This is a genomic window from Phaeobacter gallaeciensis (genome assembly GCF_001678945.1).
Lineage (GTDB): Bacteria > Pseudomonadota > Alphaproteobacteria > Rhodobacterales > Rhodobacteraceae > Phycobacter > Phycobacter gallaeciensis_A.
The window spans coordinates 764,458-788,055 of the sequence record NZ_CP015124.1 but is presented as its reverse complement, the minus strand read 5'-3'; the positions used below and the strand labels follow the sequence as shown (position 1 = coordinate 788,055).

Below are 23,598 nucleotides of genomic sequence, written 5' to 3'. Positions count from 1 at the left end.
CACCCTTGACCTGTCAGCCCCCAGGGCCTAGGTGCAGCCCTGCGCAGAAGGCTGGACGGCCGCGCTGGGGGCTCGCCCTCCGCGAGGAAAGTCCGGACTCCCTAAAGCAACGGTGCCGGGTAACGCCCGGGCAGGGCAACCTGACGGATAGCGCCACAGAAATGAAACCGCCGTGCCCCCGGCAACGGATCAGGGCGCGGTAAGGGTGAAACGGTGGGGTAAGAGCCCACCGCGCCCCTGGCAACAGGGGCGGCACGGCAAGCCCCACCGGGAGCAACGCCAAATAGGGCCCCCGCGCGGGTAGGTCCCGGCAACGGGATACCGCCGCTAGGCATGCTTTAGCCAAGAGGGGCCGGGTTGGCAGCTAGAGGTACGCAGTAATGCGTATCGCAGATGAATGGCCGTCCATGAGGCGCAAGTCTCGGGACAGAATCCGGCTTACAGGCCTTCTGCGCAAAATATCCCCCCGAATCCTATTGACTTGGGGGGCAGTGCAGGTAAAAGCGCACGCTCATATAGGAATTTACCGAGAGGCCCCCTGCCTTTTCGGACGCAGGAGAAGCACCATGGCGAAGCCGACGACCATCAAGATCCGCCTGAACTCGACCGCGGGCACGGGCCACTTCTACGTGACCAAGAAAAACGCACGCACCATGACCGAAAAAATGGTCATCCGGAAATACGATCCGGTTGCGCGCAAGCACGTCGAGTACAAAGAAGGCAAAATCAAGTAAGCCCATCCGGCATACAGGATTTTCAAAAAGGGTCACGCCGCGCGCGTGGCCCTTTTTCGTGTTTGGAGCCGGGTTTTCGGCGGTCGTCGCAGGCGCAGGGCAGGTGAGAGCTTGTTCGAATTTGAAAAAATTACCCAATAGTTTAGCCGCCTGTACGAAAGGATAGTTCCCCTTTTCGCCTCATTTCGGTCGTAACTTGTTTACGTGGGTAAATGAGACAAGTGGGTGATAGTATGTTCAGGCGTATCTTGTTCAGCGTGGTTTTTGCCGTGGCCGTGGCGCCCTCTCCGGAGGCGACGATTGCGGGCGTGGTGCCGGTTCCGGCGCCGGTGATGGCCGGGCCGCTGTCCCTGACCGCTGGTCGAACTCAGCAGCCTGCGACTGCGCCGCGCTCGGGCAGCCAGACCCTGCGGGTCGAGGTGCAGGGCCGGGCCTTGTCGCTCTCCGTTGTACGGGCGGGCTCGACCGGGCTCGCGGTGCTCAGCGCCCCTGCGCATAGCGTGATTGGCAACCTGCCTGACATGACCCCTGCGGATTTCCAGACCATTGCGGCGCGCGAAAGCGGCTGCAGCGTCTCGGGCGAGGTTCAGGTGCTCGGCAGCGACCGGGGCACGGTTGCCCTTGCCACCGGTCTAAGCTGCTCCTGAGCCCCCTCTCAGCTGGTCTGGGGGCTTGTGGAGATGAGCCTCAGGCGCGCCATTCCGCGACGGTCGTAACCGGCTGCAATCCCATGCTGCTCATCAGCCCGGCTGAGGCCGTGTCAAAGACGGCAAAGCTTGTGGTCAACGTGTCGATGCCAAGTGTCTGACAGCGGGATTTCACTTCTGTCACCAGTGCTTGACCAACTCCCAGACGGCGGAATGGCGGATCCACGGCAATATGATGCAACTGGATCCGTTTGCCGCCGCGCATCACCGGCAGGTGAGGCTGGTCTTCGATCTCATAGATAGCATAGCCCATTAGGGCGCCTGCGGGGCTTTGCGCGGCGATGGCCTGTATCCCGTCCTTTTCCATCCAGTCCGACAGCCAGTCTGCAATGTCACTGTCCGCCGGGGCAGACGGGTAGCGGAGGGGTTGTTCTTCCGCGTGCTGTGCATGGAGGTCCCGCAGCAAGGGAACAATACGCCCTGCGTCGCGGGCAGTGATATCGGTAATCTTCATCTTCTAAATCCTGTGGTTCGTTCAAAAGGCCCAGCCAAAAAAGAAACGGCTGGGCATAAAGAAAGGGCGGATCGCTGTGATCCGCCCCTTGCTGAAATCTTGGTATGGCCGGTGGCGTTATTCGCGGTTCCCAAGCAGCTGAAGCAGCATCATGAAGAGGTTGATGAAGTCCAGATACAGGCTGAGGGCGCCCATGATCGCGGCTTTGCCCAGCCACTCCTGATCGCCGGATTCGGCCATCTGCAGGTAGGTGTTCTTGATGTTCTGGGTGTCATAGGCGGTGAGGCCTGCAAAGATCAGAACGCCGATCACCGAGATGGCAAAGGCCATGGCGGAGGACGCCAGGAAAATGTTCACCACCGAAGCCACGATCAGGCCGATCAGACCCATGATCAGGAAGGTACCCATCGCGGAAAGGTCTTTCTTGGTGGTGTAGCCCACCAGGGAAAGGCCCGCGAACGCGATGGCGGTGATCAGGAACACCTGAACGATCGATTCACCGGTGAAGACCAGGAAGATCGAGCTGATCGACAGGCCCATGACGGCTGCGAAAGTGTAGAACACCAGCTGTGCGGCCGAGGCGGACAGGCGGTTGATGGCGGCGCCAAAGCCGAACACGAAGGCGAGTGGCGCGAACATGATCACCCACTTCAGCGGCGACGCGTAGATCGCATAGCCGAGGCTGGTCAGGTACTTGTCGGCGCTCAGCTGTGCAGAGGCGGCCGACGGATCGGTTGTCACCGCGAGGCCCGCGATGGCCCAGGCGGCCAGAAAGGTGATGAACGTGCCCACGGACATGGTGCCGTAGACTTTGTTCATATGGGCGCGTAGGCCCGCATCGATCTCGGCAGTGCGTGCGCCTGCTGTAGAACGAATGGTGTCAAACTGTGCCATGTATCATGGTCTCCGTTTTCAAAAAGTCTCCCCAGTTGCGCGGAACAGCCGGTTCAACGGCCATGCACAACATTCCCGTCAAATATCGGGTCAAAGCCCATACGGTTCAAGTCTGCGATGAAAAGATTTGCCGCAAAAACATGAAAAGGCGCACCATTACAGCGGGTGCGCCTTCAGTCGTCATTTGTCATCTGTGAGGTCTCTGTCAGCGCGTCCAGGAATCCGGTGCGTCCCAGAACGGGCGGCGGGCCTCTTCCTTGGCGGCGTCGCGGCTGATGCCGATGTCTGCCAGCGCCTCAGCATCCAGTTTGGCCAGCGCGCGCCGCTGGCGGGTCAGAGCGAATGCGCCTTTGATGCGATCCGCGAGGCTGCGGCGGGGTTTTGGGCTGACCGAGGTGGTGGAGATATAGGTCATGGCTCTTGTCCTTTCTTTCGTTCGTGATGGTGTTGTGGGTCTTTATCAATTCTGTTGATGTATATGGGGGAGTGTGATTAATATTGGAAACGAATGTTTTTGATATCTTTCATCAGAGGTCGTGATGATTAGAAATTTGGACCTGACGACGCTGCGCTCATTTGTGGCAGTGGCAGACAACGGTGGCGTGACACGCGCAGCAGGTTTTTTGCATCTCACTCAATCGGCGGTTTCGATGCAGTTGAAACGGCTGGAGGAGTTGCTGGGGCTTGAACTGCTGGACCGGTCGGGGCGCTCCATTGCCCTGACCCCGTCGGGGGAACAGCTGCTCGGATATGCTCGCCGCATGGTCGCGCTCAATGACGAGGTGATCACCCGGCTGACCGATCAGGCTTTTGAAGGTGAGGTTGTTCTGGGGGTGCCGCATGACGTGGTCTATCCGGTCATCCCGCGCGTGCTACAGCGGTTCAACACCAGCTTTCCCCGCGTCAGCGTCAATCTGGTGACCTCGAATACCCGCGATCTGAAGGCCGGCTTCGCCAAGGGGGCCTATGACCTGATCCTGACGACCGAGGGAACTGCAGGCGAGGGCGGCGAGCCCATCCACGAAATGCCGCTGCGCTGGATCGGGGCGGTGAACGGCTCCGCCTGGCGCCAGCAACCGCTGCGTCTTGGCTTTTGCCGCAACTGTATTTTTCGGGCCTCTGCAACCGCGGCACTGGATGAGGTTGGGATCGAGTGGGATATGGCGGTGGACAGCGAATCCGACCGCACGGTTGAGGCCACGGTGAGTGCTGACCTTGCCATTGGTGTACTGCTGGAAGGTACCCAACCGGCCCATCAGGAGGTCATCGAACACGGCGGCGTGCTGCCTGCCTTGCCGGTGCAGCAGATCAACCTTTATGGCGCGGATCGGGTGCGGGCCGAGTATGTTGGCGATCTTGCCAATATCATCCGGCAGGGGTTTGCCGCTCTGCGTCCGGCGCAGTTGCGCGCGGCGGGCTGATCAAAGGGGCTGAGGGAGTAAAAGGCTCTCGAAAAGGGATGTGATCGCCATGGCCCTATAACCGTGCGATGGCGATTTCCCGGTTCTATTTACCTGTCACGGGGTAATAACGACCTTCCCGGTCGAGGCCCGGCTGCGCAGCAGCTCCATTCCTTCCGCGACCTGCGATAGTGGCAGGACGTGGCTGATATGCGGTTTGATCCGGCCTGCTGCGTGCCAGTCGAACAGGGTCGCAAAGGCCTGCTGAATGACCTCTGGCCTGGCTTTCATGTAGCCGCCGATATAAAAGCCGATCACGGTCAGGTTCTTGACCAGAAGATGATTGGCCGGGATCTGGGGCACTTCGCCGCTGGCAAATCCGATCGGCAGCAGCCGCCCGCAGGGATTGGTCGCCCTAAAGGCAGCTTTCCACACCGGGCCCCCGACCGCATCATAGACAACATCGGCGCCGCCCAGGTCCTTTACGATGCTGCGCAGATCCTCGCTGTCGTCGATCACGTGATCCGCTCCAGCGGCCCGGGCCACCTCCAGTTTGTCGGCGCCGCGCGCATGAGCAATAACGCGGGCGCCCATCAGCTTGCCAATCTCCACTGCGGTCAGCCCAACGCCTCCGGCGGCGCCGGTGACAAGCAGGGTTTCGCCCGGTTGCAACCGGGCGCAGTGATCCAGCGCCACCAGGCTGGTGCCATAGGCGATCTGCAGCGCGGCGGCGTGTTCAAAACTCATGCTGTCCGGAATGCGGACCGCGCGGCTGGCGTCAAACACACCTTCTTCAGCCAAGCCACCTTGACCGCAGAAGACTGCAACCCGGTCACCGATCTTGAACTCTGTTACCGTTTCTCCCAGCGCGGTTACCGTGCCAGAGACCTCCAAGCCCGGTACGAAGGGCAGGGTGGGGGTGTCCTGATAAGTGCCTTTCTGCATCAGCAGATCCGCGAAATTCAGCCCGCAGGCTTCGATCCTGACAGCGATCTGGCCTGCAGCCGGAGCCGGGCAGGCAATTTCGATCAGTTCCGGGGCGGCGTCGAAGGCGGTGACCTGATAAGCCTGCATGATGTCCTCTTGGTTTTGCCGCGCGAAAGGTGATTCGTTGCGTGACTGTTTGACAACAGACGCCGCAAATTCACCTCGCTATTTATGGGGAGGCATTATTTCACATGTTGTTGGTCGCATTAGCATGACAAAATGATGCATGAAATCATGTATTTGGATATCTTCAACCGCGACTGACCTTTGTCGCACTTGAATTCAACCGTGGAGGTCGTAAGCTCAGCTGAGGGGTTGAGCCTCTGTCGCGGTTTTAGAAGGTCCGGTAACGCGGGCCAGTGTTGATATCCTGACGGATTTAGCAATCATCGCGGCTACTTGGGCGCGAACCACTTTGGTATAACTAGGAGATAGCACATGGCTCATCCTGTAGATGTGCATGTCGGCAAACGGATCCGTCACCGTCGCTGGCTAATTGGTATGACACAGCAGCAACTGGCCGAGAAAGTCGGCATCAAGTTCCAGCAAATTCAGAAATATGAAACCGGTGCCAACCGGGTCAGCGCCTCCCGCCTTTGGGATATTTCTGACGCGATGGACGTCCCGGTCAGTTTCTTCTTTGATGGTCTACAGGAAGAGGATAAGGCCCCTGCCGACAAGGCGGACAAGGCGTCGGTGCCTGAGGATCTGATGGGCGATAAAGAGGCGCTGGATCTGGTGCGTTCCTATTACGCGATCCCCGAGAACCAGCGCAGGCGATTGTTCGAGCTGGCCCGTGTGCTCAGCGACGCAGCCTGAAAGTGAAAAGACCCTTCGGGGTCTTTTTTCTTGAATAGCGTGCGGCCAGATGGCACCGCCATCGCATGACACAGAATCCTGATTCCGATTTGGACGTTGCGCAGAAGATGGCCGATGCGGCCGGCGCAGCGATCCTGCCGTATTTTCGCAGCGCCACTCTTGGAGCGGACAACAAGCTGGAGGACGGGTTCGATCCGGTCACCGTCGCTGATCGCGAGGCGGAACTGGCGATGCGGGCGGTGCTGGCGCAGTTGCGCCCTGATGATGGTATCCTGGGCGAGGAATTCGCTCCCGTCGAAGGCAGCTCTGGCCGGACCTGGGTTCTGGATCCTATCGATGGCACCCGCGGTTTCATAAGCGGCACGCCGACCTGGGGGGTGCTGATCGCCATGTCCGAGGCAGACGGCCCCGTGCTGGGCGTGATCGATCAGCCCTACACCGGCGAACGCTTTATCGGCGCGGCCGGGCTGGCGCAGATGACCGGGCCACAGGGTGCGCGCGATCTGGCGACCCGCAACGGCACGGCGCTGGATCAGGCGATCCTTTTCACCACCTTCCCCGAAGTTGGCACGCCGGAAGAACGTGCCGGGTTCGAACGTGTCTCTGGAAAGGTGCGGCTGACGCGCTATGGCATGGATTGCTACGCCTATGCGCTGCTGGCGGCGGGGCAAATCGATCTTGTGATCGAGGCGGGGCTCAATGCCTATGACGTGCAGGCGCCGATTGCAGTGATTCAGGCCGCAGGCGGTGTCGTCACTGATTGGCAGGGCGGCCCGGCCCATGAAGGCGGCCGGGTGCTGGCCGCCGCCAATGCCGAGTTGCACGCGGCGGCGCTGGCCCTTTTGAAAAACAGCTGATCAGGTCCCGTCCGGGGCTTGAGCGCGGCCATGGCAGTGCTGTATAGCACCGCCACGGCCCGAGTCCTTTACCCGTATTCTGTCGGGCCAGTTCACACTTCCAAAACCGAAACGGGTGACAAAGGAGTGTGAACCGATGCAGGAAATCCTGATTCAAAATGCGACCACCGTCATCACCATGGATGATGCGGGCCGCGTATTGCACGATGCAGATGTTCTGATCCGGGGCGGTCAGATTGCCGAGGTGGGACAGGGGCTGCGCACCACAGGGCAGATCGTATCTGGCCGGGGCTGCGTGGTGACGCCGGGTCTCGTCAATACGCACCACCATCTTTATCAGAACCTCACGCGCGCAGTGCCCGGGGCGCAGGACGCGCTGCTGTTTGGCTGGCTGCAACGGCTCTATCCGATCTGGGCGCGTTTCGGCCCTGAGGAGATGTTCGTCTCTGCCCAGCTGGGGCTGGTGGAACTGGCTCTCTCCGGCTGTACGCTCAGCTCTGACCATCTGTACCTTTATCCCAATGGCGCGCGGCTGGAGGATACCATCCATGCCGCCCGGGAGGTGGGCCTGCGGTTCCACCCAACGCGGGGTGCCATGAGCATCGGCGAAAGCGACGGGGGATTGCCGCCGGATAGCCTGGTCGAGCAAGAGACGGCCATTCTTGAAGATATGATCCGCGTGGTTGATGGCTTTCACGACGCCTCTGAGGGCTCCATGTGCCGGGTGGGGCTTGCGCCCTGTTCGCCGTTTTCCGTCAGCCGCGACCTGATGCGGGATGCGGCGCTGCTGGCGCGCGACAAGGGCGTGATGCTGCACACCCATCTGGCCGAAAACGATGAGGATATCGCCTATTCCGAGGCGCAGTTCGGCTGTCGGCCCGGGCAATATGCCGAGGAACTGGGCTGGACCGGCGATGACGTCTGGCACGCCCATTGCGTCAAGCTGGACGCGCAGGAGATCGATCTGTTTGCGCGCACCCGGACCGGCGTGGCGCATTGCCCCTGTTCCAATTGCCGCCTTGGCAGCGGCATTGCCCCGGTGCGGACGATGCGCGATGCCGGGGTGCCGGTGGGGCTGGGCGTTGATGGCTCGGCCAGCAACGATATCGCCAACTTGATCGGCGAGGCGAGGCAGGCCATGCTGCTACAGCGGGTTGCGCAGGGCGCTGACGCCATGAGCGCCTATGAGGCGCTGGAAATCGCCACCCGTGGCGGCGCTGATATTCTGGGTCGTCCCGATTGCGGTCGGCTCAGCCCCGGCAAATGCGCCGACGTGGCAGTCTGGGATGTGACCGGTGTTGCTTCCAGCGGCAGCTGGGACCCGGCGGCCTTGCTGCTGGCCGGGCCGACACAGGTCAAGCATCTGTTCGTGGAAGGGCGTCAGATCATCTCTGCAGGCGAGGTCACCAGCCTTGATCTGCCGCGGCTGATCGAACGCCATGGTCAGCTGGCCCGCGCCGTGGCCGAGAAGGCGTAACGGAGGGTTTCTGGCGGGGCGGGTCGTCAGACCTGCCGCCCGCCGATCCACACTTCGGACACGGCCCGGTCATCACCCATCATGATGGTGGCAAAGGCGGCCTCCCAGATGTCATCGGCGCGGGCGGCGCGCTGGGCGATGGCGGGGGTGGAGGCGAGATCGAGCACCACAAGATCGGCCTCCATGCCCGGGACGACATTGCCAATCTTGTCTTCGAACCGCAGCGCCGTGGCCGAGCCTTGCGTTGCCAGCCACAACAGCTGGGCCGCGTGCAGCGGCGTGCCGCGCAACTGACCGATCTCATAGGCCGCCGCCATCGTGCGCAGCATGGAAAAGCTGGAGCCGCCGCCGGTGTCGGTGGCAAGGCCGATCCGCTGTCCCTCGGCCATCAGTCCGGCCATATCGAACAGCCCCGACCCGATGAAGGTATTCGAGGTGGGACAATGCACCAGCGCGGCGCCATGTTCGCGCAGCCGGTCGCGCTCGCGCGGCTCCAGATGGATGGCATGTCCGTAAAGGCCGCGCGCGCCCAACAGGCCAAAGGCCTCGTAGGTGTCCAGATAATCGCGGGCATCCGGGAACAGATCCTTGACCCAGGCGATCTCATCCGTTTGTTCACTCAGATGGGTTTGCATCAGGCAGCTGGGATTGGCGGCCCAGAGGGCGCCGATGGCCTCTAGTTGTTCAGGGGTAGAGGTGGGGGAGAACCGCGGCGTGATCGCATAATCCAGCCGGTCGACCCCGTGCCAGCGCGCGATCAGCGCGGCACTGTCGTCATAGGCAGACTGAACCGTATCCTGCAGCCCTTCTGGGGCGTTGCGGTCCATGCAGGTCTTGCCCGCGACAACCCGTTGCCCGCGCGCCTGCGCCGCCGTGAAGAAGGCATCGACGCTTTCGGGGTGAATGGTGCAATAGCTGCAGACCGTGGTGGTGCCATGGGCAGCGGTCAGGTCCAGATAGCGGGCTGAGATCTCATCGGCATAGGCACGATCACCAAAGCGCATCTCCTCGGGGAAGGTATAGCTGTTCAGCCAGTCGATCAGCCGCTTGCCCCAGCTGGCAATGATGGCGGTCTGTGGATAGTGCACATGCGCATCGACGAAGCCGGCAAGAATCAGCTTCTCCCCGTGATCGTGCAACGCGGCTGCGGGAAACCTCTGGCGCAGATCGTCAAAGCTGCCGACGGCGGTAATCTTCCCATCCTGCACGGCCACTGCCTCCCTCAGCCTTGCCGCTTCCTGCGGTGCTTCGGTGGCAAAGGGGGAGCCTTGAAAGGACAGGACCTGTCCCCGCAGGATGTGGGCGTTGCTCATGATGTGCTGTCCTTTCGTGCGAATTCACCGCATGCAGGATACGCGCGGCGCGCGCGGCGGTAAATTGTGTCATTGTCATTGTTTTCCGGTAGCAGCTTCTTCTATTCATGGGACAAGCATCGGAAGGGGCAGCGTATGAGCACAGGCGACGAGACCATCGGGACCGACAAGGGCCAGGACGACGCCTATATGCTGGATCGCCGCCGCGTGGCGCAGATCCTTTATGCTGTGGATACCAACGACAAGGCCGAGCTGGCGAACCTGATGGAGCCGCTGCACGCGGCTGACATCGCCGACCTTCTGGAGCAGGTGAACGCCTATGATCGGGCCCGGCTGATCCGGCTTTATGACCGCGAATTCGACGGCGAAATCCTGTCAGAACTGGACGAGGCGATCCGCGAGGAAGTGATCGCGATCCTCAACCCGCAGGTTTTGGCCGAAGCAGTCCGGGATCTGGACAGCGACGATGTGGTCGACCTGCTGGAGGACCTTGAGGAGCCGCAGCAGGAAGCCATTCTCGACGCGCTGGAGGACTCCGACCGGGTCGCCATCGAACAATCGCTGAGCTACCCGGAAAACTCCGCCGGCCGCCTGATGCAGCGCGAAGTGGTGATGGCGCCGGAACACTGGACGGTTGGGCAGGCGATTGATTTCATGCGCGAAAGGTCGGACCTTCCGGCGCAGTTCTATCACGTGGTCATGGTCAGTCCGCGCCTGCATCCGGTGGGCAATGTCACCCTTGGCCGGATCATGTCGGCCCGACGCGAGGTACCGCTTACCGATCTCAGGGAAGAAACCTTCCAGGTCATTCCCGCCGATCAGGACGAGGAAGACGTGGCCTATGCCTTTAACCAGTATCACCTGATTTCGGCCCCGGTGGTCGATGACGAGGGGCGTCTTGTGGGTGTCATCACCATCGACGATGCCATGGCGGTTCTGGATGAGGAGCACGAAGAAGATATCCTTCGCCTGGCCGGTGTCGGCGAAGGCAGCTTGTCGGACCGGGTGATTGACACCACCAAGCGGCGGTTCCCCTGGCTGGCGGTCAACCTGGTAACAGCGGTGCTGGCGTCGATGGTGATTTCAATGTTCGAAGATACCATCGCCCGGTTCGTGGCCCTGGCCGTGCTTATGCCCATCGTGGCCTCGATGGGCGGCAATGCCGGCACCCAGTCGCTGACGGTGGCGGTGCGCGCACTGGCCACACGCGACCTGACGGGATCAAACGTCTGGCGGGTGATCCGACGCGAGGTTCTGGTGGGGCTGGTCAACGGTCTGATCTTTGCCGTTGTGATGGGCTGTGTCGGGCTGTTGTGGTTCGGCTCGCCGCAGCTTGGCGCGGTGATCGGCGTCGCGATGGTCATCAATCTGGTCGTGGCAGGCCTCGCCGGGACCGTGGTGCCGGTTATGCTGGAAAAAATGAATGTGGACCCGGCACTTGCCTCGGGGGCTTTTGTGACGACGGTGACCGATATCGTCGGATTCTTTGCCTTCCTCGGTCTGGCTGGGCTGGTTCTTCTCTAGGCATTCAATCCCGGCAAAGGAGGGAGCAATGGCGGATCTGGCAGCGATCAAGGCACAAGCGCGCAAGGCGGCCTTTGCCCGGCGCAAAGAGGCCTTCGACATGGGCAAACCCGGTGCCGCCGGGCATCTGTCCGAGGTGCTGGCCGGGTATCGCGGTGTTCCACTGTCCGGATACATGCCGATCCGAACCGAGATTGATCCGCTGCCTGCCATGGCCGAAGCCGCAGCCCATGGAGCCGTCGGCGTACCGGTGATCGAAGGTGCAGGCCTGCCCTTGCGGTTTAGCCGCTGGCAGCCCGATGCGCCGCTGCGCGAGGGACCGTTCGGGGCGATGGTGCCTGCGGTGGATGACTTCTTTGAACCCGAGATCCTGATTGTGCCGCTGGTGGCCTTTGATCTGTCCGGCGGGCGGCTTGGCTATGGTGGCGGCTTTTATGACCGCACGCTGGAGCTCTTGCGCAGCAAGCGGGCGACGCTGGCCATCGGCTTTGCCTTTGACGCGCAGGAGGCGGAAGATCTGCCGCTGGAGCCGACCGATCAGCCGCTTGACATGATCGTGACCGAAAGCCGTATCCTCCAGTTTTCCCGATAGGGAAGGGGCTTAGGCCGCATGTGGCTCGCGGTATTTGAGGTGAAAAACGCCACATAGCGCGCAGCGGGGGCTTGTTCCTCGCCGCAGCGCCGCCTAGGACTGAGCCATGAGAATTCTGTTTCTAGGCGATGTGATGGGCCGCGCGGGGCGCCGTGCCATCACCGAAAACCTGCCGCGACTGCGCAAGGAGTGGCGGCTGGATTTTGTTGTGGTCAACGGCGAGAACGCGTCGAATGGCATGGGGCTCAGCGGCGATCACGCCAAGCTTCTGCTTGACGCCGGGGCTGATTGTCTGACCCTTGGCGATCATGCCTTCGACCAAAAGGACATGATGCAGTTCATCGAAAAGGAACCGCGCATCATCCGGCCACTGAATTTCGCAAAAGGCGCACCGGGGCGGGGATATCGCCTGTTCGACGCGCCCGGCGGGCGCAAGGTGCTGGTAACGCAGGCGCTGGGTCAGGTGTTCATGAAACGGGCCTATGACGATCCCTTTGGCGCCGTCGAAGGCGTGCTGAAGGCGCATCCGCGCGGCGGGCTGGCGCAGGCGGTGATCGTCGACATGCATTGCGAGGCGACCTCGGAAAAGATGGCGATGGGTCATTTCTGCAATGGCCGGGCCTCGCTCGTAGTAGGCACCCACACTCATGTCCCCACCGCTGATGCGCAACTCCTATCCGAAGGCACCGGTTATCAGACCGATGCGGGCATGTGCGGCGACTACAATTCAGTCATCGGCATGGACAAGGCCGAACCGATGCGCCGGTTCCTGACTGGCATGCCCAAAAGCCGCTTCACCCCGGCGGAAGGGGAGGCGACCCTGTCGGGTGTCTTTATCGTAACAGACGACCGCACCGGCGCGGCCAAGGAAATCCACATGGTCCGGGATGGTGGTCTGCTGCAAGGCGCGGCGCCGGTCTGATCCACTGACCTGTCGCTCCGGCCACCAAATGTGCATTGAAATCATCGTGAGATGCCAAATGCTTGTGGCCGGGGTGCAGAAGTGCTTGCCCCGCAATTTAGGATCGGGGACACTCTGTGCCGGTCTGGCATAATGGGCGGGACCGCAGCATCGCAAACCAGGTGGGATATTTGCCGCACATGCATGTCTTTCAAGTCGCTCAGAACGGCAGCGCCCTGATCACCCTTCTGATCGTCGCACTGATGTTTCTGGCCTTTCTGAAGGAAACCTACCCGACCGAGGTGGTGGCCCTCGCCGGGGTGTCTCTGATGCTGATCACCGGCGTTCTGCCTTATGATGCGGCGCTGCCGGTGCTTTCCAACCCGGCGCCGTGGACGATTGCGGCGATGTTCATCATCATGGGAGCCTTGGTGCGCACCGGAGCGCTGGATGCCTTTACCGCGATTGCCCGCAAACAGGCCGAGGTCAGCCCCAAGCTGGCCGTTGCCATGTTGATGGCCTTCGTCGTGGGCGCCTCTGCTATCGTCTCCAACACGCCGGTCGTGGTGGTTATGATCCCGGTGTTCATCCAGATCTCCCGCACGCTGGATGTCTCGGCCTCCAAGATGCTGATCCCGCTCAGCTATGCGGCGATCCTGGGTGGCACGCTGACGCTGATCGGCACCTCGACCAACCTCTTGGTGGATGGTGTGGCGCGGGCACAGGGTTTGGCGGCTTTCAGCATTTTCGAAGTCACGCCGCTAGGGGTTATTCTTGTGGTCTGGGGCATGGTCTACCTGCGCTTCATCGCGCCGCGACTGCTGCCGGACCGGGATAACCTGGCCAACCTGCTGAGCGACCGCTCGAAGATGAAATTCTTCACCGAGGCAGTCATTCCCCCCGAAAGCAACCTGATCGGCCGTGAGGTTTCCGGCGTTCAGTTGTTCAAACGTCCGGGCGTGCGCCTGATCGACGTCATCCGCGGCGATGTCTCGCTGCGGCGGAACCTCAAGGGCGTCGAACTGCAGGTCGGGGATCGGGTGGTGCTGCGCACCCAGATGACCGAACTTCTGAGCCTGCAAAGCAATAAAGAGCTGAAGCGCGTCGATCAGGTGTCCGCGGTGGAGACCAAGACTGTCGAGGTTTTGATCACTCCCGGTTGCCGTCTGGTCGGGCGCTCGCTGGGTGCCATGCGCCTGCGTCGCCGCTATGGTGTTTATGTGCTGGCGGTGCACCGGCGCAATCAGAACATCGGTGTGCAGCTCGACGATCTGGTGGTACGGGTCGGAGATACCCTGCTGCTGGAAGGCGCCCCAGCGGATATTCAGCGTCTGGCGGCAGACACCGATATGGCCGATGTGTCCCAGCCGACGCAGCGGGCCTATCGCCGTAGCCACGCACCCTTTGCGATTGCTGCGCTCCTGGGGATCGTGCTGCTGGCCGCGCTGGGCGTTGCGCCGATCCTGATGTTGTCGGTTGTCGCGGTGGCGCTGGTGCTGGTCAGCCGCTGCATCGACGCGGATGAGGCGTTTTCCTTTGTCGACGGGCGGCTATTGGCGCTGATTTTCTCGATGCTGGCGATTGGCGCTGCGCTGGAAAGCTCGGGCGCGGTTGCGCTGATCGTCAATGCCATCGCACCGGGCCTGTCCGGCCTGCCGCCCTTCCTGCTGGTCTGGGCGGTCTATCTGCTGACGTCGGTGCTGACCGAGCTGGTGTCGAACAATGCGGTGGCGGTGGTGGTGACCCCCATCGCCATCGGGCTTGCCCAGGCGATGGGGCTGGATCCGCGTCCGCTGGTTGTTGCGGTGATGGTGGCAGCCTCGGCGTCCTTTGCGACGCCCATCGGCTATCAGACCAATATGCTGGTCTATGGTCCGGGTGGCTACAAGTTCACCGATTTCCTGCGCGTGGGCATTCCGCTGAACCTCAGCATCGGCCTGCTGGCCTCGGCCCTTATCCCGCTGTTCTGGCCTCTTTGAGGCGCGATCACATCGGCCAGAAGAACAGGATGGCCGGGATCGAAACCGCGATCACCAGGATTTCCAGCGGCAGGCCCATGCGCCAGTAATCACCGAATTGATAGCCACCGGGGCCCAGCACCAGCGTGTTGTTCTTGTGTCCGATTGGGGTCAGGAAGGCCGCAGAGGCCGCCACGGCGACCGCCATCAGGAACGGGTCCGGCGAGACATTCAGCGCCGTTGCCATCTGGATACCCACCGGGGCCGCAACAATAGCCGTGGCCGTGTTGTTCAGCACGTCCGATAGCGTCATTGTCACGACCATCAGTACGGTCAGGATCGCCCAGGCAGGCAGACCTTCGGTCAGACCGATCAGGCCGTTGGCGATCAGCTGTGTGCCGCCGGAACTGTCCAGCGCGGCGCCGAGTGGGATCATCGAGCCCAGAAGAACGACCACAGGCCATTCGATGTGATCATAGATTTCCGCCACCGGCAGGATCTTTGTCAGCACATAGGCAATTGCCACCAACCCCAGTGCCACTGGCAGGTAGACAAGGCCAACCGAGGCCGCCGCTACAGCCGCGGCAAACAGGCCGATGGCCATCCATGTTTTATCATTGGCGGTGACGGATAGGCCCCGTTGGGCCAGTGGCAGGCAGCCAAGCCATTCGGTCACATCGGCGCTGCGGTCGCGCGGGCAGAGCAGCAACAGGATATCGCCCGGCTCGATGGTGGTCTGGCGGATATGGCTGGTCAGGCGCCGCCCTTGCCGGGAAATGCCCAACAGGACCGTGCTTTGCCGCCAGGCAAGGCCGACGGCCTGGGCGCTGCGCCCGTTGACGCGCGCGGTTTCCGGCACCACCACCTCGACTAGTTCCAGCCCTTCGCCCGCGGCGGTCAGCTTTTCCTGCCGTGCGGCATCGGCAAAATCGAGCGACAGCGCTGTGCGGAACTCGTCCAGCGCTTCGGGCGTGGCCTCGATCACAAGCGTGTCGGCGGCCCGCAGGCTGTATGCGGCGGCACGACCATAAAGTCGTTTGCCGTCCCGGATCAGGCCTAGAACCGCCACGTCCGCCTTTTCCGCCTCGCTGTCCAGCTCTCCCAGGCGCCTATCGATCAGGGGTGACTCTTCGGGCACTGTCAATTCGGCGATGTAATCGGCAATCTGCGCCTCTGACGCGCCGGCGGCGTTCTCGCGCTGCGGGATAAGGCGCCAGCCGATCAGGGCCACGAAGGCGAGACCGGCAACCGAGGCAACAAGGCCGACCGGGGCGAAATCGAACATGTGGAAGGGCTCACCAAGGGTGTCTTGGCGGATCGAGGCGATGATGATGTTGGGCGGGGTGCCGATCAGCGTGACCATACCGCCAAGGATCGTCGCAAAACTCAGCGGCATCAGGCTCAGCCCCGGCGCGCGGCCCGCCTTGCGCGCGGTCTGGATATCCACCGGCATCAACAGGGCGAGCGCAGCAACATTGTTCATGAAGGCCGACAGGACCGCGCCGATCCCGCCCATCAAGCTGATATGCAGGCCCAGGGCGCGGCTGCTGTCGACCAGCGTGCGGGTGATCAGGAAGACGGCACCGGACCGCACCAGCCCGGCCGAAACGATCAGCACAAGCGCCACCACCAATGTGGCGGGATGGCCGAAACCGGCAAAGGCATCCTTGGCCGGGACGACGCCGATCACCACCGCCACCATCAGCGCTGAAAAGGCCACCAGATCATAGCGGTAGCGCCCCCAGAGCAGCATCCCGAAGACCGCTGCGAAGATGGTGAAAAGAATGCCTTGGTCAAATGTCATTGCTGCCTGTCCCTGGTTAAATCCGGCATGAAGCCCTGCAAACGCCGGGACAGTCATTCCGGTAATGGGGGCAGTGTCGCGCAAAGCTGCAGCCGATGCCAGCACTGGCCTGAAAGCCGGATGGATTTGTGTGCCTCAAGCTTTGAGGCGTGCTGCTGAGGTGGCTTTGGCACCAATCTCTTGCGGCCCGCGATGCAGGGCTGTATCAAACGCCCCGACAAGATCAATCGGTAGAAATGGAGGCTGGCGCATGGCAGGCCACTCAAAATGGGCGAATATTCAGCACCGCAAGGGTCGTCAGGACGCCGCGCGTTCAAAGCTTTTTTCCAAGCTGGCCAAGGAAATCACCGTGGCCGCGAAGATGGGCGACCCGGATCCTGAAAAGAACCCGCGCCTGCGTCTTGCGGTGAAAGAGGCCAAGAGCCAATCGGTCCCCAAGGACGTGATCGAACGCGCGATCAAAAAGGCGATCGGCGGCGATGCGGAAAACTATGACGAGATCCGCTATGAAGGCTACGGGCCGAACGGCGTTGCGGTGATCGTCGAGGCGATGACCGACAACAAGAACCGGACCGCTTCGACGGTGCGCTCGACCTTTACCAAGAACGGCGGCAACCTTGGCGAGACCGGCTCGGTCGGCTTCATGTTCGACCGCAAGGGTGAGGTGACCTATCCCGCTTCGGTTGGCGATGCGGACACCGTGATGATGGCTGCCATCGAAGCGGGCGCCGAGGATGTCGAAAGCTCGGAAGACGGCCATATCATCTATTGCGCCGACACCGATCTCAACGATGTGTCCAACGCGCTCGAAGCGGAACTGGGCGAGTCTGAATCGACCAAGCTGATCTGGAAGCCGACCACCACCACCGAGCTGGACCTGGAAGGCATGCAGAAGCTGATGAAGCTGGTCGATGCGCTTGAAGATGACGACGACGTGCAGCGTGTCACCACCAACTTCGAAGCCTCGGACGAGGTCATGGCGCAGCTGTAACGCGGCATCATACGCTTCGCAGTAGAATAAAAAGGCCCGCCAATCTGGCGGGCCTTTTGCGTTTAAGTTCCTTTGGGCCGAAAGGTCAGTCCAGCTTGCGGTAGCTCAGGAAATTACCGCCGGGCAGATACATCAGCGTCATTTCGAAATCGGACATGCTGTCGATGGCATAGCAGTAGCTCTCGCCGGTCTCTTCTTCGCGCGCGTAAAGGTAGGGGCCTGCGCCCTGAAAACTGTCGCACCAGTCTGACACGGAAATATAGTCGCGTCCGGTGATGGCACCGTCATATGTGTTGTCGCGCTCAGACCCCAGAATGTTGAACTGGGAATTGGGATCATCGACCGAGTACCAACTGCCTTGCATCCGGTTCAGGATCGAATCCGCGTTGGTCCAGGGACGAATGGTGATATCGCGCAGCACAACATCCGCGCTGCGGTCGTAAATGGCTTCCAGATCGCCCTGAACCTCGATGGGCGTCCCGGGGTCCAGTTTCTCCATGATGGCAAAGACGAACTGCGGCGTGCGCCCGTCATCGGAGACGTAGAACTTGGTGCCGTCGGCGTGAAAGCTGCAGGTGCGGGCGCCCTCATAGGTGCAGTCCTGCAGGTTGGCCATGTTGGAATAGGGCTCGCCATAGGTGCCCGCCGGGGCTGGGCCTGTGGCTGGAGCAGGTGCAGGTGGCGGAGGGGCGGGCTTCGGTGTGGTTTCGCTCTTGCTGGTGGAATTGTCCACCAGCGTCAGGGTGAACTGTTTCGCGGTCTTGCCGGTGTCCAGTTTGCGGAAGCCGGTGCTCTCATATCCCCGTGCAGCACACTCGGAATCTCCCGATATTGTGAAGGCCTGTGAGGTGGTGCAGAAGGTGAAATCACCGCTGGCAAAGGCCGAACCCGAAGAATTGGCACGGTAGTAGTAGTAGCGATTCTTCAGATCCCCGCCGAGCGGCGTCTTGCAATCGCCCGCATCGATGTTCCACCAGCCCTTGGATACCCAGGTGTCGCCATCGGCGTATCCGATCGCCACGCTGAGGCTGCGCCCGGCATCGTTGCAGATTTCAAGGCCTGCAAAGGCAGGAGCGGCAGAGAAGGCGAGGCATAAACCGGCAGTGACAAAGCGCATAACATATCCTGAATTTGAACGATTTCAGGCTAGGCACGGGGAATGCGTCGCGCAAGAAAAACCGGCCTGTAACGTGTCAGCGCCATAAAAGGCACCGCAATTGTGGCGTTTTGAGCTTTTCAGTCGGCCCCGGCGGTGATCACGCCCGCCGCGCGCAGTTCCGCGTGCTCCGGTATCCAAAGGTCGGAGTTGGCCACCTCAAAGACCCTCTGCACAAACCCTTCGCTGATGCCCTGCTGCAGGAAAAAGGACAGGTCCTTCTCCTGCTCTTTCTTCAGGTCCAGTTGCGGCAGCCCGCCTTCGAACATCAGTGCATAGCCGTGAAATCCGAGCTGTCCTTTGGGGGCGAGGAGGCGCTCCTGCCCAGCGGCAAAGATCACTGTGCAGGCAGAGGCACAGAGGTCGGCAGCCTGGGTATCAAGGCCACGGGTCCGGATGAGCTTGGCCACGCCGCGCGCCTCGTAGATCAGCCCGCCGGGGCCGGTCAGATGCAGGGAGCGGACCTCTGGTGCCGCGTCCAGCGTTGCTGCAATGCGCCGGGTCAGCCCGTGGGTGATTTCGCCTGTAAAGATCAGCGTGCGGCCATCATCGGACAGGGTCAGACTATAGAGCTGCTGGCGCGCCTGTTCCTGCTGCTTGGCATAGGGCAGGGTCTCCACCTGTCCGGCGGTCAGCAAGGCGCCCCACCACTGCGTTAGTGTCGCAAATCCTGCAAACAATAGAACCAGATAGCTGCCCCAGACCGGCGCCATCGACCCGGTGCTGCGGATGTGTCCATCGGTGCTGCGCAGCAAATCGCGGCTTTGCCACGCCAGCAACACCCCATCCGCCGCGATCAACCCCCAGGCCAGTGACACGGGCAGCCAGAAGAAATGATTGAGGGCCAGCCAGACCAGCAGAACCCCGGCCCGTGGCAGAACCACGTGCAGGCCAAGGCTGCGCCGCAGAGAGGCTGGCCCGGGTGTCATACCGGGCTTTCTGTCATTCGAAGACCTGGCAAATCTCCTCCAGAGGTTTTTTGAACTTGGCGACTGAGGGAACCATAGCATCTTCTGCCGGATGGCCTACAGCGATGATCATCGTAGGCTTTTCCGAGGCCGGGCGACCCAGGGCGCCATTGAGGAACTTCATCGGGTTCGGCGTGTGTGTCAGGCTGACCAGACCAGCGGTATGCAGCGCCGTCAGCAAAACGCCGGTGGCAATGTTCACGCTTTCGGGCACGTAGTAGTTCTTGTAACGGGTGCCGTCCGCAAACTCGCCCCAGCGCTGGGCAAAGACCACGATCAGCCAGGGCGCGATGGTCAGATGCGGTTTGTCTTCATTGGTGCCGATCGGCTCCAACGCCTTGATCCATTCATCGCCAGCGCCGCCTGCATAGAACTTGCGTTCTTCTTCCTCAGCCTCGGCGCGGATCCGGGCCTTCAGTTCCGGGTTCGAAACGGCCGCAAAGAACCAGGGCTGGTGGTTGGCGCCCGATGGCGCGGTGCCCGCCGCCCGGATGCAGTCCTCGATCACCTGTCGGGGCACCGGCTGATCTGTGAAATCGCGCACCGTGTGACGCCGCTGCATATGGGCGAGAAACTCAGTCGCCTTTTCCTGCATCTGCGCATCCGTGTACGCGGCCCGGTCGGGCAATGGCAGCGGATCATAGCTGAGAGAGTCTTGTGAAAACATGAGGGGTCTTTCCGATTGGTCTTAACGGTCTTGGGTCAAATGCCGTCGCGCTGATGTCTGCACAGACCGGGTGACCTCCGCAAGGGCAGGCGCCATCACCCGCGCCACCTGCCACGTGAGCGGAACCGGCAGGATTGTGTCGGGGATGAGTGGCACCAGACGCCCGCTGTGCAGCTCTTCCCCGATGATGGAAAGCGGGTTCATGCCCCAGCCGAGACCGGCAGCTGCGGCTTCGATAAAAGCCTGGGTAGAGGGCAGGTAGTGCGCGGGCGGCGACAACCGGGGTGCGACGTTCCGCTCCAGCCACTGCTGCTGCAGCCTGTCCTTTGCGTTAAAGATCATGCAGGGCGCCTTGGCAGCGGCCTCGGGCGTGACGCCGTCTGGAAACCAGCGCGCCATGAAGTCCGGGCTGGCGGTTGCCGCATAGTCCAGCGTGCCGAGCGGGTAGGCATCGAACCCGGGTACGGGCCGGGTGCTGGCGGTGACCGCGGCTGAGACCTCGCCGCGCTTCAGCCAGTCGGCGCTGTGATCCTGATCGTCCACTAAAAGATCGAACAGCACGCCGTCAGTTCCGGCCATCGCGTCGATGAACCAGCTGGCAAGGCTGTCGGCATTGACCGCGATGCGCAGCCGCACCGGGGTCGTGCCGTTTTCCAGCGCCAGCTCCCGCGCCAGCTGCGCCTCAAGAAGGCCGATATCCTCGGCATGTTTGGCAATCCTCAGCCCCGCCGCCGTGCCGGTGCAGGGCGCGCCGCGCAGGACCAGTGCGATGCCGGTACGGTCCTCCAGCGCCTTGATCCGCTGTGAAATGGCCGAGGGCGTCACCCCAAGGGCATGCGCCGCAGCCTCGAACGAGCCATGGTGTAAAACGCCCCGGAGCGCAGAAAGGTGATTGGGGTCGAGTTTCATTAGCTGTGCTTAATCTGGGTTATCATATTTAATTGGATTATCCGGACTGGAGCGCATAGTCAAAGCGCGAAGAGTTCCAGCAGAAAGTCAGCCCCGCATGTCAGCCAGCCTTTTTTCCGGATTTGCCCTTGGCTTTAGCCTGATCCTTGCGATCGGGGCACAGAACGCATTTGTGCTGCGGCAAGGGCTGCGGCGGCAGCATGTATTCTGGATCTGCCTGACCTGTGCGGGCTCGGATGCGGTACTGATCTATGCCGGGGTTCTGGGGGTCGGATCGCTGACACAGGCGCTGCCGGGGATCGAGGCCATCATGCGCTTTGGCGGGGCCGCTTTCCTGATCTGGTATGGCGCGCGCAGTCTGCTGGCGGCCTGGCGCGGCGGCGCCGTGCTGGAGGCGGCGGGGCAAGGCAATCAGAGCGCGCCGCTGCTGCCGGTTCTGGCGACGGTGCTGGCGCTGACCTGGCTCAACCCGCATGTCTATCTCGATACGGTGGTTCTCTTGGGCACGATCTCGGCGCAGGATCCGGCGCCGCTGATCTTTGGCCTTGGGGCCGTTTTGGCAAGTTTCACGTTCTTCTTTTCCCTTGGATATGGCGCGGGTCTGCTGGCGCCTGTGTTTGCCAAGCCCCGGTCCTGGCAGGTGCTTGAGGCAGTTGTCGGGCTGACAATGTGGGCCATTGCAGCGAACCTCCTGTTGATCTGAGGGAGGGCAAGTGCTGGGCGAGGCAGAGCGCTTCGCGGGCAAGGGTGGATGCCGAAAATAATTGCCATGTTCAGGGTTGTACCCTTTGCCGTTTGGGTGTTCTGTCTGGCGTCATGAGTGATGCGCAGCAGACAAAAGACCGGGACACTAATCCCGTGATGGGCATTTTCTGGATGCTGGTGACCGGGCTGAACTTTGTCGCGGTTACCGCATTGGTCAAATACCTGGGCGGGCGGATCCCCCCGGCTGAATCCGCTTTCCTCAGATACCTTCTGGGGCTGGTGTTCCTGATCCCGATGATTGGCGCGCTGCGTCAGGCCAAGCTGACGCCCAAGCTGTTGGGACTGTTTGCTGGACGCGGCGTTTTGCATACGCTTGGGGTGATGCTGTGGTTCTTTTCCATGACTCAGATCCCGCTGGCCGAGGTTACGGCGATGAACTATCTGGCGCCAGTTTACGTAACCATCGGCGCGGCTGTGTTTCTGGGGGAGAAACTGGCCCTGCGCCGGATCGCGGCGATCATCGCGGCGCTGATTGGCGCACTGATCATCCTGCGGCCGGGGTTTCGGGAAATCTCCCACGGGCATATCGCGATGCTGGCAGCGGCGGTGGTGTTCGGTGGTTCTTACCTCTTGGCCAAATTCACCGTGGACGGCACCAATCCGGTTGTGGTGGTAGCCATGCTGTCGCTTTGGGTGACGGCGGGGCTGGCGCCCTTTGCGGCGGCGGTCTGGGTGACCCCGACACTGGCCGAGCTTGGCATTCTCTTTGCGGTGGCCTGTTTCGCCACGGCGGGGCACTACACGATGACGCTTGCCTTCTCGGCGGCGCCGGTTGCGGTGACGCAGCCGGTGACCTTCCTGCAGCTGATCTGGGCGACGCTTCTGGGCGCGCTGGTGTTTGACGAGGCGATCGATATCTGGGTGGTCTCGGGCGGCGCGCTGATCCTTGGAGCAATCAGTTTCATCACCTGGCGCGAGGCGGTGCTGAAGCGTCGCGCCATCACGCCGCCGGTGCCTGCGACCAAGGTCTGAAAGTCCTGCCTGTAGGCAGTTGGGCCGGTCTTACGACAGGGCCAGATCCACGACTCTGTGCGCTGCGCGCCGTGCGGCTTCGGGATCGACCGGGCCCTCGGACTGCGCGGTCTGCAGCCAGACACCGTCCATATAGCACTGCAGGGCCTGCCGCGCGGTTTCAATCTCTGCCTCGGGCAGAAGATGCCGCAGTTCGGCCAGAAAATGGCTGCGCACCCGGGTCCTGTTGATGCGGTGCAGCCGCGATAGGCGCGGCGAGTAGGGCGCATTGGCCCAGAACTGCATCCACAGGCTGCATTGCGTCACGGTGAACAGATTGTCGGAGAAATTCGCATCCATCACCGCGTATAGCCGTTCTTTCGGCGTGCGCGCGGTGGCGTAGCCTTCGACCATGGCGGTCCGCAGCTTGCGCAACAGATGCCGCATCGTGGCTTCCATCAGCCCTTCCTTGGAGCCGAAGTAATAGTTGATCGACGCCGCCGAGGCTCCGGCTTCAGCGGCGATTTCGGCCATGGTCACAACACCATAACCGCGCTTGTGCACGGCAACGATGGTGGCTTCGATCAGCTCTTCGTTGCGGATATCTCGGATGCGTTTTCGTCCCATAACGCAGTTTTGCGTTACATGCGCGCCGGATACAAGCGATGTTATGTGGCTTCAATAACTTGTATGGCGGTACAAAAAACTGTTTGGCTTACCGGCAAGTCGTGGTAGGGCAGAACAGAACCGGGGTGCCGTGCAGATCGCGC

At 61.7% G+C, this 23,598-nt stretch carries 24 protein-coding genes and 1 other RNA gene; 14 read left to right on the top strand and 11 right to left on the bottom strand.

What is annotated here, in order from left to right:
• Window positions 1-43: 43 nt before the first annotated feature.
• From rnpB to JL2886_RS03710, 3 genes are all read left to right on the top strand, one after another.
• An RNA gene (rnpB, locus tag JL2886_RS03720) (RNase P RNA component class A) lies at window positions 44-457 on the top strand.
• A gap of 109 nt (window positions 458-566) precedes the next feature.
• The gene (gene rpmG / locus JL2886_RS03715) at window positions 567-734 is read left to right on the top strand and encodes a 50S ribosomal protein L33 (protein WP_065270785.1); all 168 of its coding nucleotides are present in this window, start codon (window positions 567-569) and stop codon (window positions 732-734) included.
• Between the two features lie 233 nt (window positions 735-967).
• Window positions 968-1,381 (top strand): hypothetical protein, encoded by a 414-nt coding sequence (locus JL2886_RS03710; RefSeq protein WP_065270784.1) that lies wholly within the window; start codon window positions 968-970, stop codon window positions 1,379-1,381.
• A 40-nt stretch (window positions 1,382-1,421) separates the two neighbouring features.
• Here JL2886_RS03710 and JL2886_RS03705 read toward each other — a convergent pair whose 3' ends face one another.
• The 3 genes from JL2886_RS03705 to JL2886_RS03695 form a co-directional block, all read right to left on the bottom strand.
• A complete protein-coding gene (locus JL2886_RS03705; RefSeq protein WP_065270783.1) occupies window positions 1,422-1,895 on the bottom strand; it encodes a GNAT family N-acetyltransferase in 474 nt (157 codons plus the stop codon).
• Window positions 1,896-2,012: 117 nt separating this feature from the next.
• Window positions 2,013-2,789 (bottom strand): Bax inhibitor-1 family protein, encoded by a 777-nt coding sequence (locus tag JL2886_RS03700; RefSeq protein ID WP_065270782.1) that lies wholly within the window; start codon window positions 2,787-2,789, stop codon window positions 2,013-2,015.
• 205 nt (window positions 2,790-2,994) lie between these two features.
• Window positions 2,995-3,204: a DUF1127 domain-containing protein gene (locus JL2886_RS03695; RefSeq protein WP_065270781.1), complete on the bottom strand. Its 210-nt coding sequence runs from the start codon at window positions 3,202-3,204 to the stop codon at window positions 2,995-2,997.
• A gap of 124 nt (window positions 3,205-3,328) precedes the next feature.
• On the opposite strand from JL2886_RS03695, the gene JL2886_RS03690 reads away from it, so the two are divergent.
• Entirely contained in the window at window positions 3,329-4,210 is an 882-nt protein-coding gene (locus tag JL2886_RS03690) for a LysR family transcriptional regulator (RefSeq protein WP_065270780.1), read from the top strand.
• Window positions 4,211-4,306: 96 nt separating this feature from the next.
• Here JL2886_RS03690 and JL2886_RS03685 read toward each other — a convergent pair whose 3' ends face one another.
• Window positions 4,307-5,263 carry an NADPH:quinone oxidoreductase family protein gene (locus JL2886_RS03685; RefSeq protein ID WP_065270779.1) on the bottom strand — a complete coding sequence of 319 codons (957 nt, stop codon included), beginning with the start codon at window positions 5,261-5,263 and terminating at the stop codon, window positions 4,307-4,309.
• Window positions 5,264-5,614: 351 nt separating this feature from the next.
• Between JL2886_RS03685 and JL2886_RS03680 the strand changes: the two genes are divergently transcribed.
• From JL2886_RS03680 to JL2886_RS03670, 3 genes are all read left to right on the top strand, one after another.
• Window positions 5,615-5,995 carry a helix-turn-helix domain-containing protein gene (locus JL2886_RS03680; RefSeq protein WP_065270778.1) on the top strand — a complete coding sequence of 127 codons (381 nt, stop codon included), beginning with the start codon at window positions 5,615-5,617 and terminating at the stop codon, window positions 5,993-5,995.
• Between the two features lie 65 nt (window positions 5,996-6,060).
• Entirely contained in the window at window positions 6,061-6,852 is a 792-nt protein-coding gene (gene hisN, locus JL2886_RS03675) for a histidinol-phosphatase (protein ID WP_065270777.1), read from the top strand.
• Between the two features lie 136 nt (window positions 6,853-6,988).
• Window positions 6,989-8,329, top strand: coding sequence for an 8-oxoguanine deaminase (locus JL2886_RS03670; protein ID WP_065270776.1), 1,341 nt, complete (start codon window positions 6,989-6,991; stop codon window positions 8,327-8,329).
• Between the two features lie 26 nt (window positions 8,330-8,355).
• Here JL2886_RS03670 and guaD read toward each other — a convergent pair whose 3' ends face one another.
• A complete protein-coding gene (gene guaD / locus JL2886_RS03665; RefSeq protein WP_065270775.1) occupies window positions 8,356-9,642 on the bottom strand; it encodes a guanine deaminase in 1,287 nt (428 codons plus the stop codon).
• 135 nt (window positions 9,643-9,777) lie between these two features.
• On the opposite strand from guaD, the gene mgtE reads away from it, so the two are divergent.
• From mgtE to JL2886_RS03645, 4 genes are all read left to right on the top strand, one after another.
• Window positions 9,778-11,166: a magnesium transporter gene (gene mgtE / locus JL2886_RS03660; protein ID WP_065270774.1), complete on the top strand. Its 1,389-nt coding sequence runs from the start codon at window positions 9,778-9,780 to the stop codon at window positions 11,164-11,166.
• Window positions 11,167-11,194: 28 nt separating this feature from the next.
• Window positions 11,195-11,758, top strand: coding sequence for a 5-formyltetrahydrofolate cyclo-ligase (locus tag JL2886_RS03655; protein ID WP_065270773.1), 564 nt, complete (start codon window positions 11,195-11,197; stop codon window positions 11,756-11,758).
• Between the two features lie 106 nt (window positions 11,759-11,864).
• Window positions 11,865-12,680: a TIGR00282 family metallophosphoesterase gene (locus tag JL2886_RS03650; RefSeq protein ID WP_065270772.1), complete on the top strand. Its 816-nt coding sequence runs from the start codon at window positions 11,865-11,867 to the stop codon at window positions 12,678-12,680.
• Between the two features lie 179 nt (window positions 12,681-12,859).
• Window positions 12,860-14,638, top strand: coding sequence for an SLC13 family permease (locus JL2886_RS03645; RefSeq protein ID WP_065273516.1), 1,779 nt, complete (start codon window positions 12,860-12,862; stop codon window positions 14,636-14,638).
• 7 nt (window positions 14,639-14,645) lie between these two features.
• On the opposite strand, the gene JL2886_RS03640 is transcribed toward JL2886_RS03645, so the two are convergent.
• Window positions 14,646-16,421 carry an SLC13 family permease gene (locus tag JL2886_RS03640; RefSeq protein WP_065273515.1) on the bottom strand — a complete coding sequence of 592 codons (1,776 nt, stop codon included), beginning with the start codon at window positions 16,419-16,421 and terminating at the stop codon, window positions 14,646-14,648.
• A gap of 250 nt (window positions 16,422-16,671) precedes the next feature.
• Here JL2886_RS03640 and JL2886_RS03635 point away from each other — a divergent pair, with 250 nt between their 5' ends.
• Window positions 16,672-17,412, top strand: coding sequence for a YebC/PmpR family DNA-binding transcriptional regulator (locus JL2886_RS03635; RefSeq protein WP_065270771.1), 741 nt, complete (start codon window positions 16,672-16,674; stop codon window positions 17,410-17,412).
• 85 nt (window positions 17,413-17,497) lie between these two features.
• On the opposite strand, the gene JL2886_RS03630 is transcribed toward JL2886_RS03635, so the two are convergent.
• The 4 genes from JL2886_RS03630 to JL2886_RS03615 all read right to left on the bottom strand — a co-directional run bounded on the left by JL2886_RS03630 (window position 17,498) and on the right by JL2886_RS03615 (window position 21,112).
• The gene (locus JL2886_RS03630) at window positions 17,498-18,529 is read right to left on the bottom strand and encodes a DUF1036 domain-containing protein (RefSeq protein ID WP_065270770.1); all 1,032 of its coding nucleotides are present in this window, start codon (window positions 18,527-18,529) and stop codon (window positions 17,498-17,500) included.
• Window positions 18,530-18,648: 119 nt separating this feature from the next.
• Window positions 18,649-19,497 (bottom strand): hypothetical protein, encoded by an 849-nt coding sequence (locus tag JL2886_RS03625; protein ID WP_065270769.1) that lies wholly within the window; start codon window positions 19,495-19,497, stop codon window positions 18,649-18,651.
• 13 nt (window positions 19,498-19,510) lie between these two features.
• Entirely contained in the window at window positions 19,511-20,203 is a 693-nt protein-coding gene (locus tag JL2886_RS03620) for a nitroreductase family protein (protein ID WP_065270768.1), read from the bottom strand.
• Window positions 20,204-20,224: 21 nt separating this feature from the next.
• On the bottom strand, window positions 20,225-21,112 hold the full coding sequence (locus JL2886_RS03615; protein ID WP_065270767.1) for a LysR family transcriptional regulator ArgP: 888 nt from the start codon (window positions 21,110-21,112) through the stop codon (window positions 20,225-20,227).
• Between the two features lie 97 nt (window positions 21,113-21,209).
• On the opposite strand from JL2886_RS03615, the gene JL2886_RS03610 reads away from it, so the two are divergent.
• Window positions 21,210-21,815 carry a LysE/ArgO family amino acid transporter gene (locus tag JL2886_RS03610; protein ID WP_065270766.1) on the top strand — a complete coding sequence of 202 codons (606 nt, stop codon included), beginning with the start codon at window positions 21,210-21,212 and terminating at the stop codon, window positions 21,813-21,815.
• 113 nt (window positions 21,816-21,928) lie between these two features.
• Window positions 21,929-22,849: a DMT family transporter gene (locus tag JL2886_RS03605; protein ID WP_065270765.1), complete on the top strand. Its 921-nt coding sequence runs from the start codon at window positions 21,929-21,931 to the stop codon at window positions 22,847-22,849.
• Between the two features lie 30 nt (window positions 22,850-22,879).
• On the opposite strand, the gene betI is transcribed toward JL2886_RS03605, so the two are convergent.
• On the bottom strand, window positions 22,880-23,455 hold the full coding sequence (betI, locus tag JL2886_RS03600; protein ID WP_065270764.1) for a choline-responsive transcriptional repressor BetI: 576 nt from the start codon (window positions 23,453-23,455) through the stop codon (window positions 22,880-22,882).
• Window positions 23,456-23,598: the final 143 nt, after the last annotated feature.

Bases quoted from the DNA above. Each gene is read 5' to 3' on its own strand.
- JL2886_RS03635 (WP_065270771.1), top strand. From the start codon at position 16,672: ATGGCAGGCCACTCAAAATGGGCGAATATTCAGCACCGCAAGGGTCGT.
- JL2886_RS03690 (WP_065270780.1), top strand. From the start codon at position 3,329: ATGATTAGAAATTTGGACCTGACGACGCTGCGCTCATTTGTGGCAGTG.
- JL2886_RS03670 (WP_065270776.1), top strand. From the start codon at position 6,989: ATGCAGGAAATCCTGATTCAAAATGCGACCACCGTCATCACCATGGAT.
- JL2886_RS03685 (WP_065270779.1), bottom strand. From the start codon at position 5,263: ATGCAGGCTTATCAGGTCACCGCCTTCGACGCCGCCCCGGAACTGATC.
- guaD (WP_065270775.1), bottom strand. From the start codon at position 9,642: ATGAGCAACGCCCACATCCTGCGGGGACAGGTCCTGTCCTTTCAAGGC.
- hisN (WP_065270777.1), top strand. From the start codon at position 6,061: ATGACACAGAATCCTGATTCCGATTTGGACGTTGCGCAGAAGATGGCC.
- JL2886_RS03695 (WP_065270781.1), bottom strand. From the start codon at position 3,204: ATGACCTATATCTCCACCACCTCGGTCAGCCCAAAACCCCGCCGCAGC.
- JL2886_RS03705 (WP_065270783.1), bottom strand. From the start codon at position 1,895: ATGAAGATTACCGATATCACTGCCCGCGACGCAGGGCGTATTGTTCCC.
- JL2886_RS03625 (WP_065270769.1), bottom strand. From the start codon at position 19,497: ATGACACCCGGGCCAGCCTCTCTGCGGCGCAGCCTTGGCCTGCACGTG.
- JL2886_RS03650 (WP_065270772.1), top strand. From the start codon at position 11,865: ATGAGAATTCTGTTTCTAGGCGATGTGATGGGCCGCGCGGGGCGCCGT.
- betI (WP_065270764.1), bottom strand. From the start codon at position 23,455: ATGGGACGAAAACGCATCCGAGATATCCGCAACGAAGAGCTGATCGAA.
- mgtE (WP_065270774.1), top strand. From the start codon at position 9,778: ATGAGCACAGGCGACGAGACCATCGGGACCGACAAGGGCCAGGACGAC.
- JL2886_RS03680 (WP_065270778.1), top strand. From the start codon at position 5,615: ATGGCTCATCCTGTAGATGTGCATGTCGGCAAACGGATCCGTCACCGT.
- JL2886_RS03605 (WP_065270765.1), top strand. From the start codon at position 21,929: ATGAGTGATGCGCAGCAGACAAAAGACCGGGACACTAATCCCGTGATG.
- rpmG (WP_065270785.1), top strand. From the start codon at position 567: ATGGCGAAGCCGACGACCATCAAGATCCGCCTGAACTCGACCGCGGGC.
- JL2886_RS03640 (WP_065273515.1), bottom strand. From the start codon at position 16,421: ATGACATTTGACCAAGGCATTCTTTTCACCATCTTCGCAGCGGTCTTC.
- JL2886_RS03630 (WP_065270770.1), bottom strand. From the start codon at position 18,529: ATGCGCTTTGTCACTGCCGGTTTATGCCTCGCCTTCTCTGCCGCTCCT.
- JL2886_RS03700 (WP_065270782.1), bottom strand. From the start codon at position 2,789: ATGGCACAGTTTGACACCATTCGTTCTACAGCAGGCGCACGCACTGCC.
- JL2886_RS03620 (WP_065270768.1), bottom strand. From the start codon at position 20,203: ATGTTTTCACAAGACTCTCTCAGCTATGATCCGCTGCCATTGCCCGAC.
- JL2886_RS03710 (WP_065270784.1), top strand. From the start codon at position 968: ATGTTCAGGCGTATCTTGTTCAGCGTGGTTTTTGCCGTGGCCGTGGCG.
- JL2886_RS03655 (WP_065270773.1), top strand. From the start codon at position 11,195: ATGGCGGATCTGGCAGCGATCAAGGCACAAGCGCGCAAGGCGGCCTTT.
- JL2886_RS03645 (WP_065273516.1), top strand. From the start codon at position 12,860: ATGCATGTCTTTCAAGTCGCTCAGAACGGCAGCGCCCTGATCACCCTT.
- JL2886_RS03610 (WP_065270766.1), top strand. From the start codon at position 21,210: ATGTCAGCCAGCCTTTTTTCCGGATTTGCCCTTGGCTTTAGCCTGATC.
- JL2886_RS03615 (WP_065270767.1), bottom strand. From the start codon at position 21,112: ATGAAACTCGACCCCAATCACCTTTCTGCGCTCCGGGGCGTTTTACAC.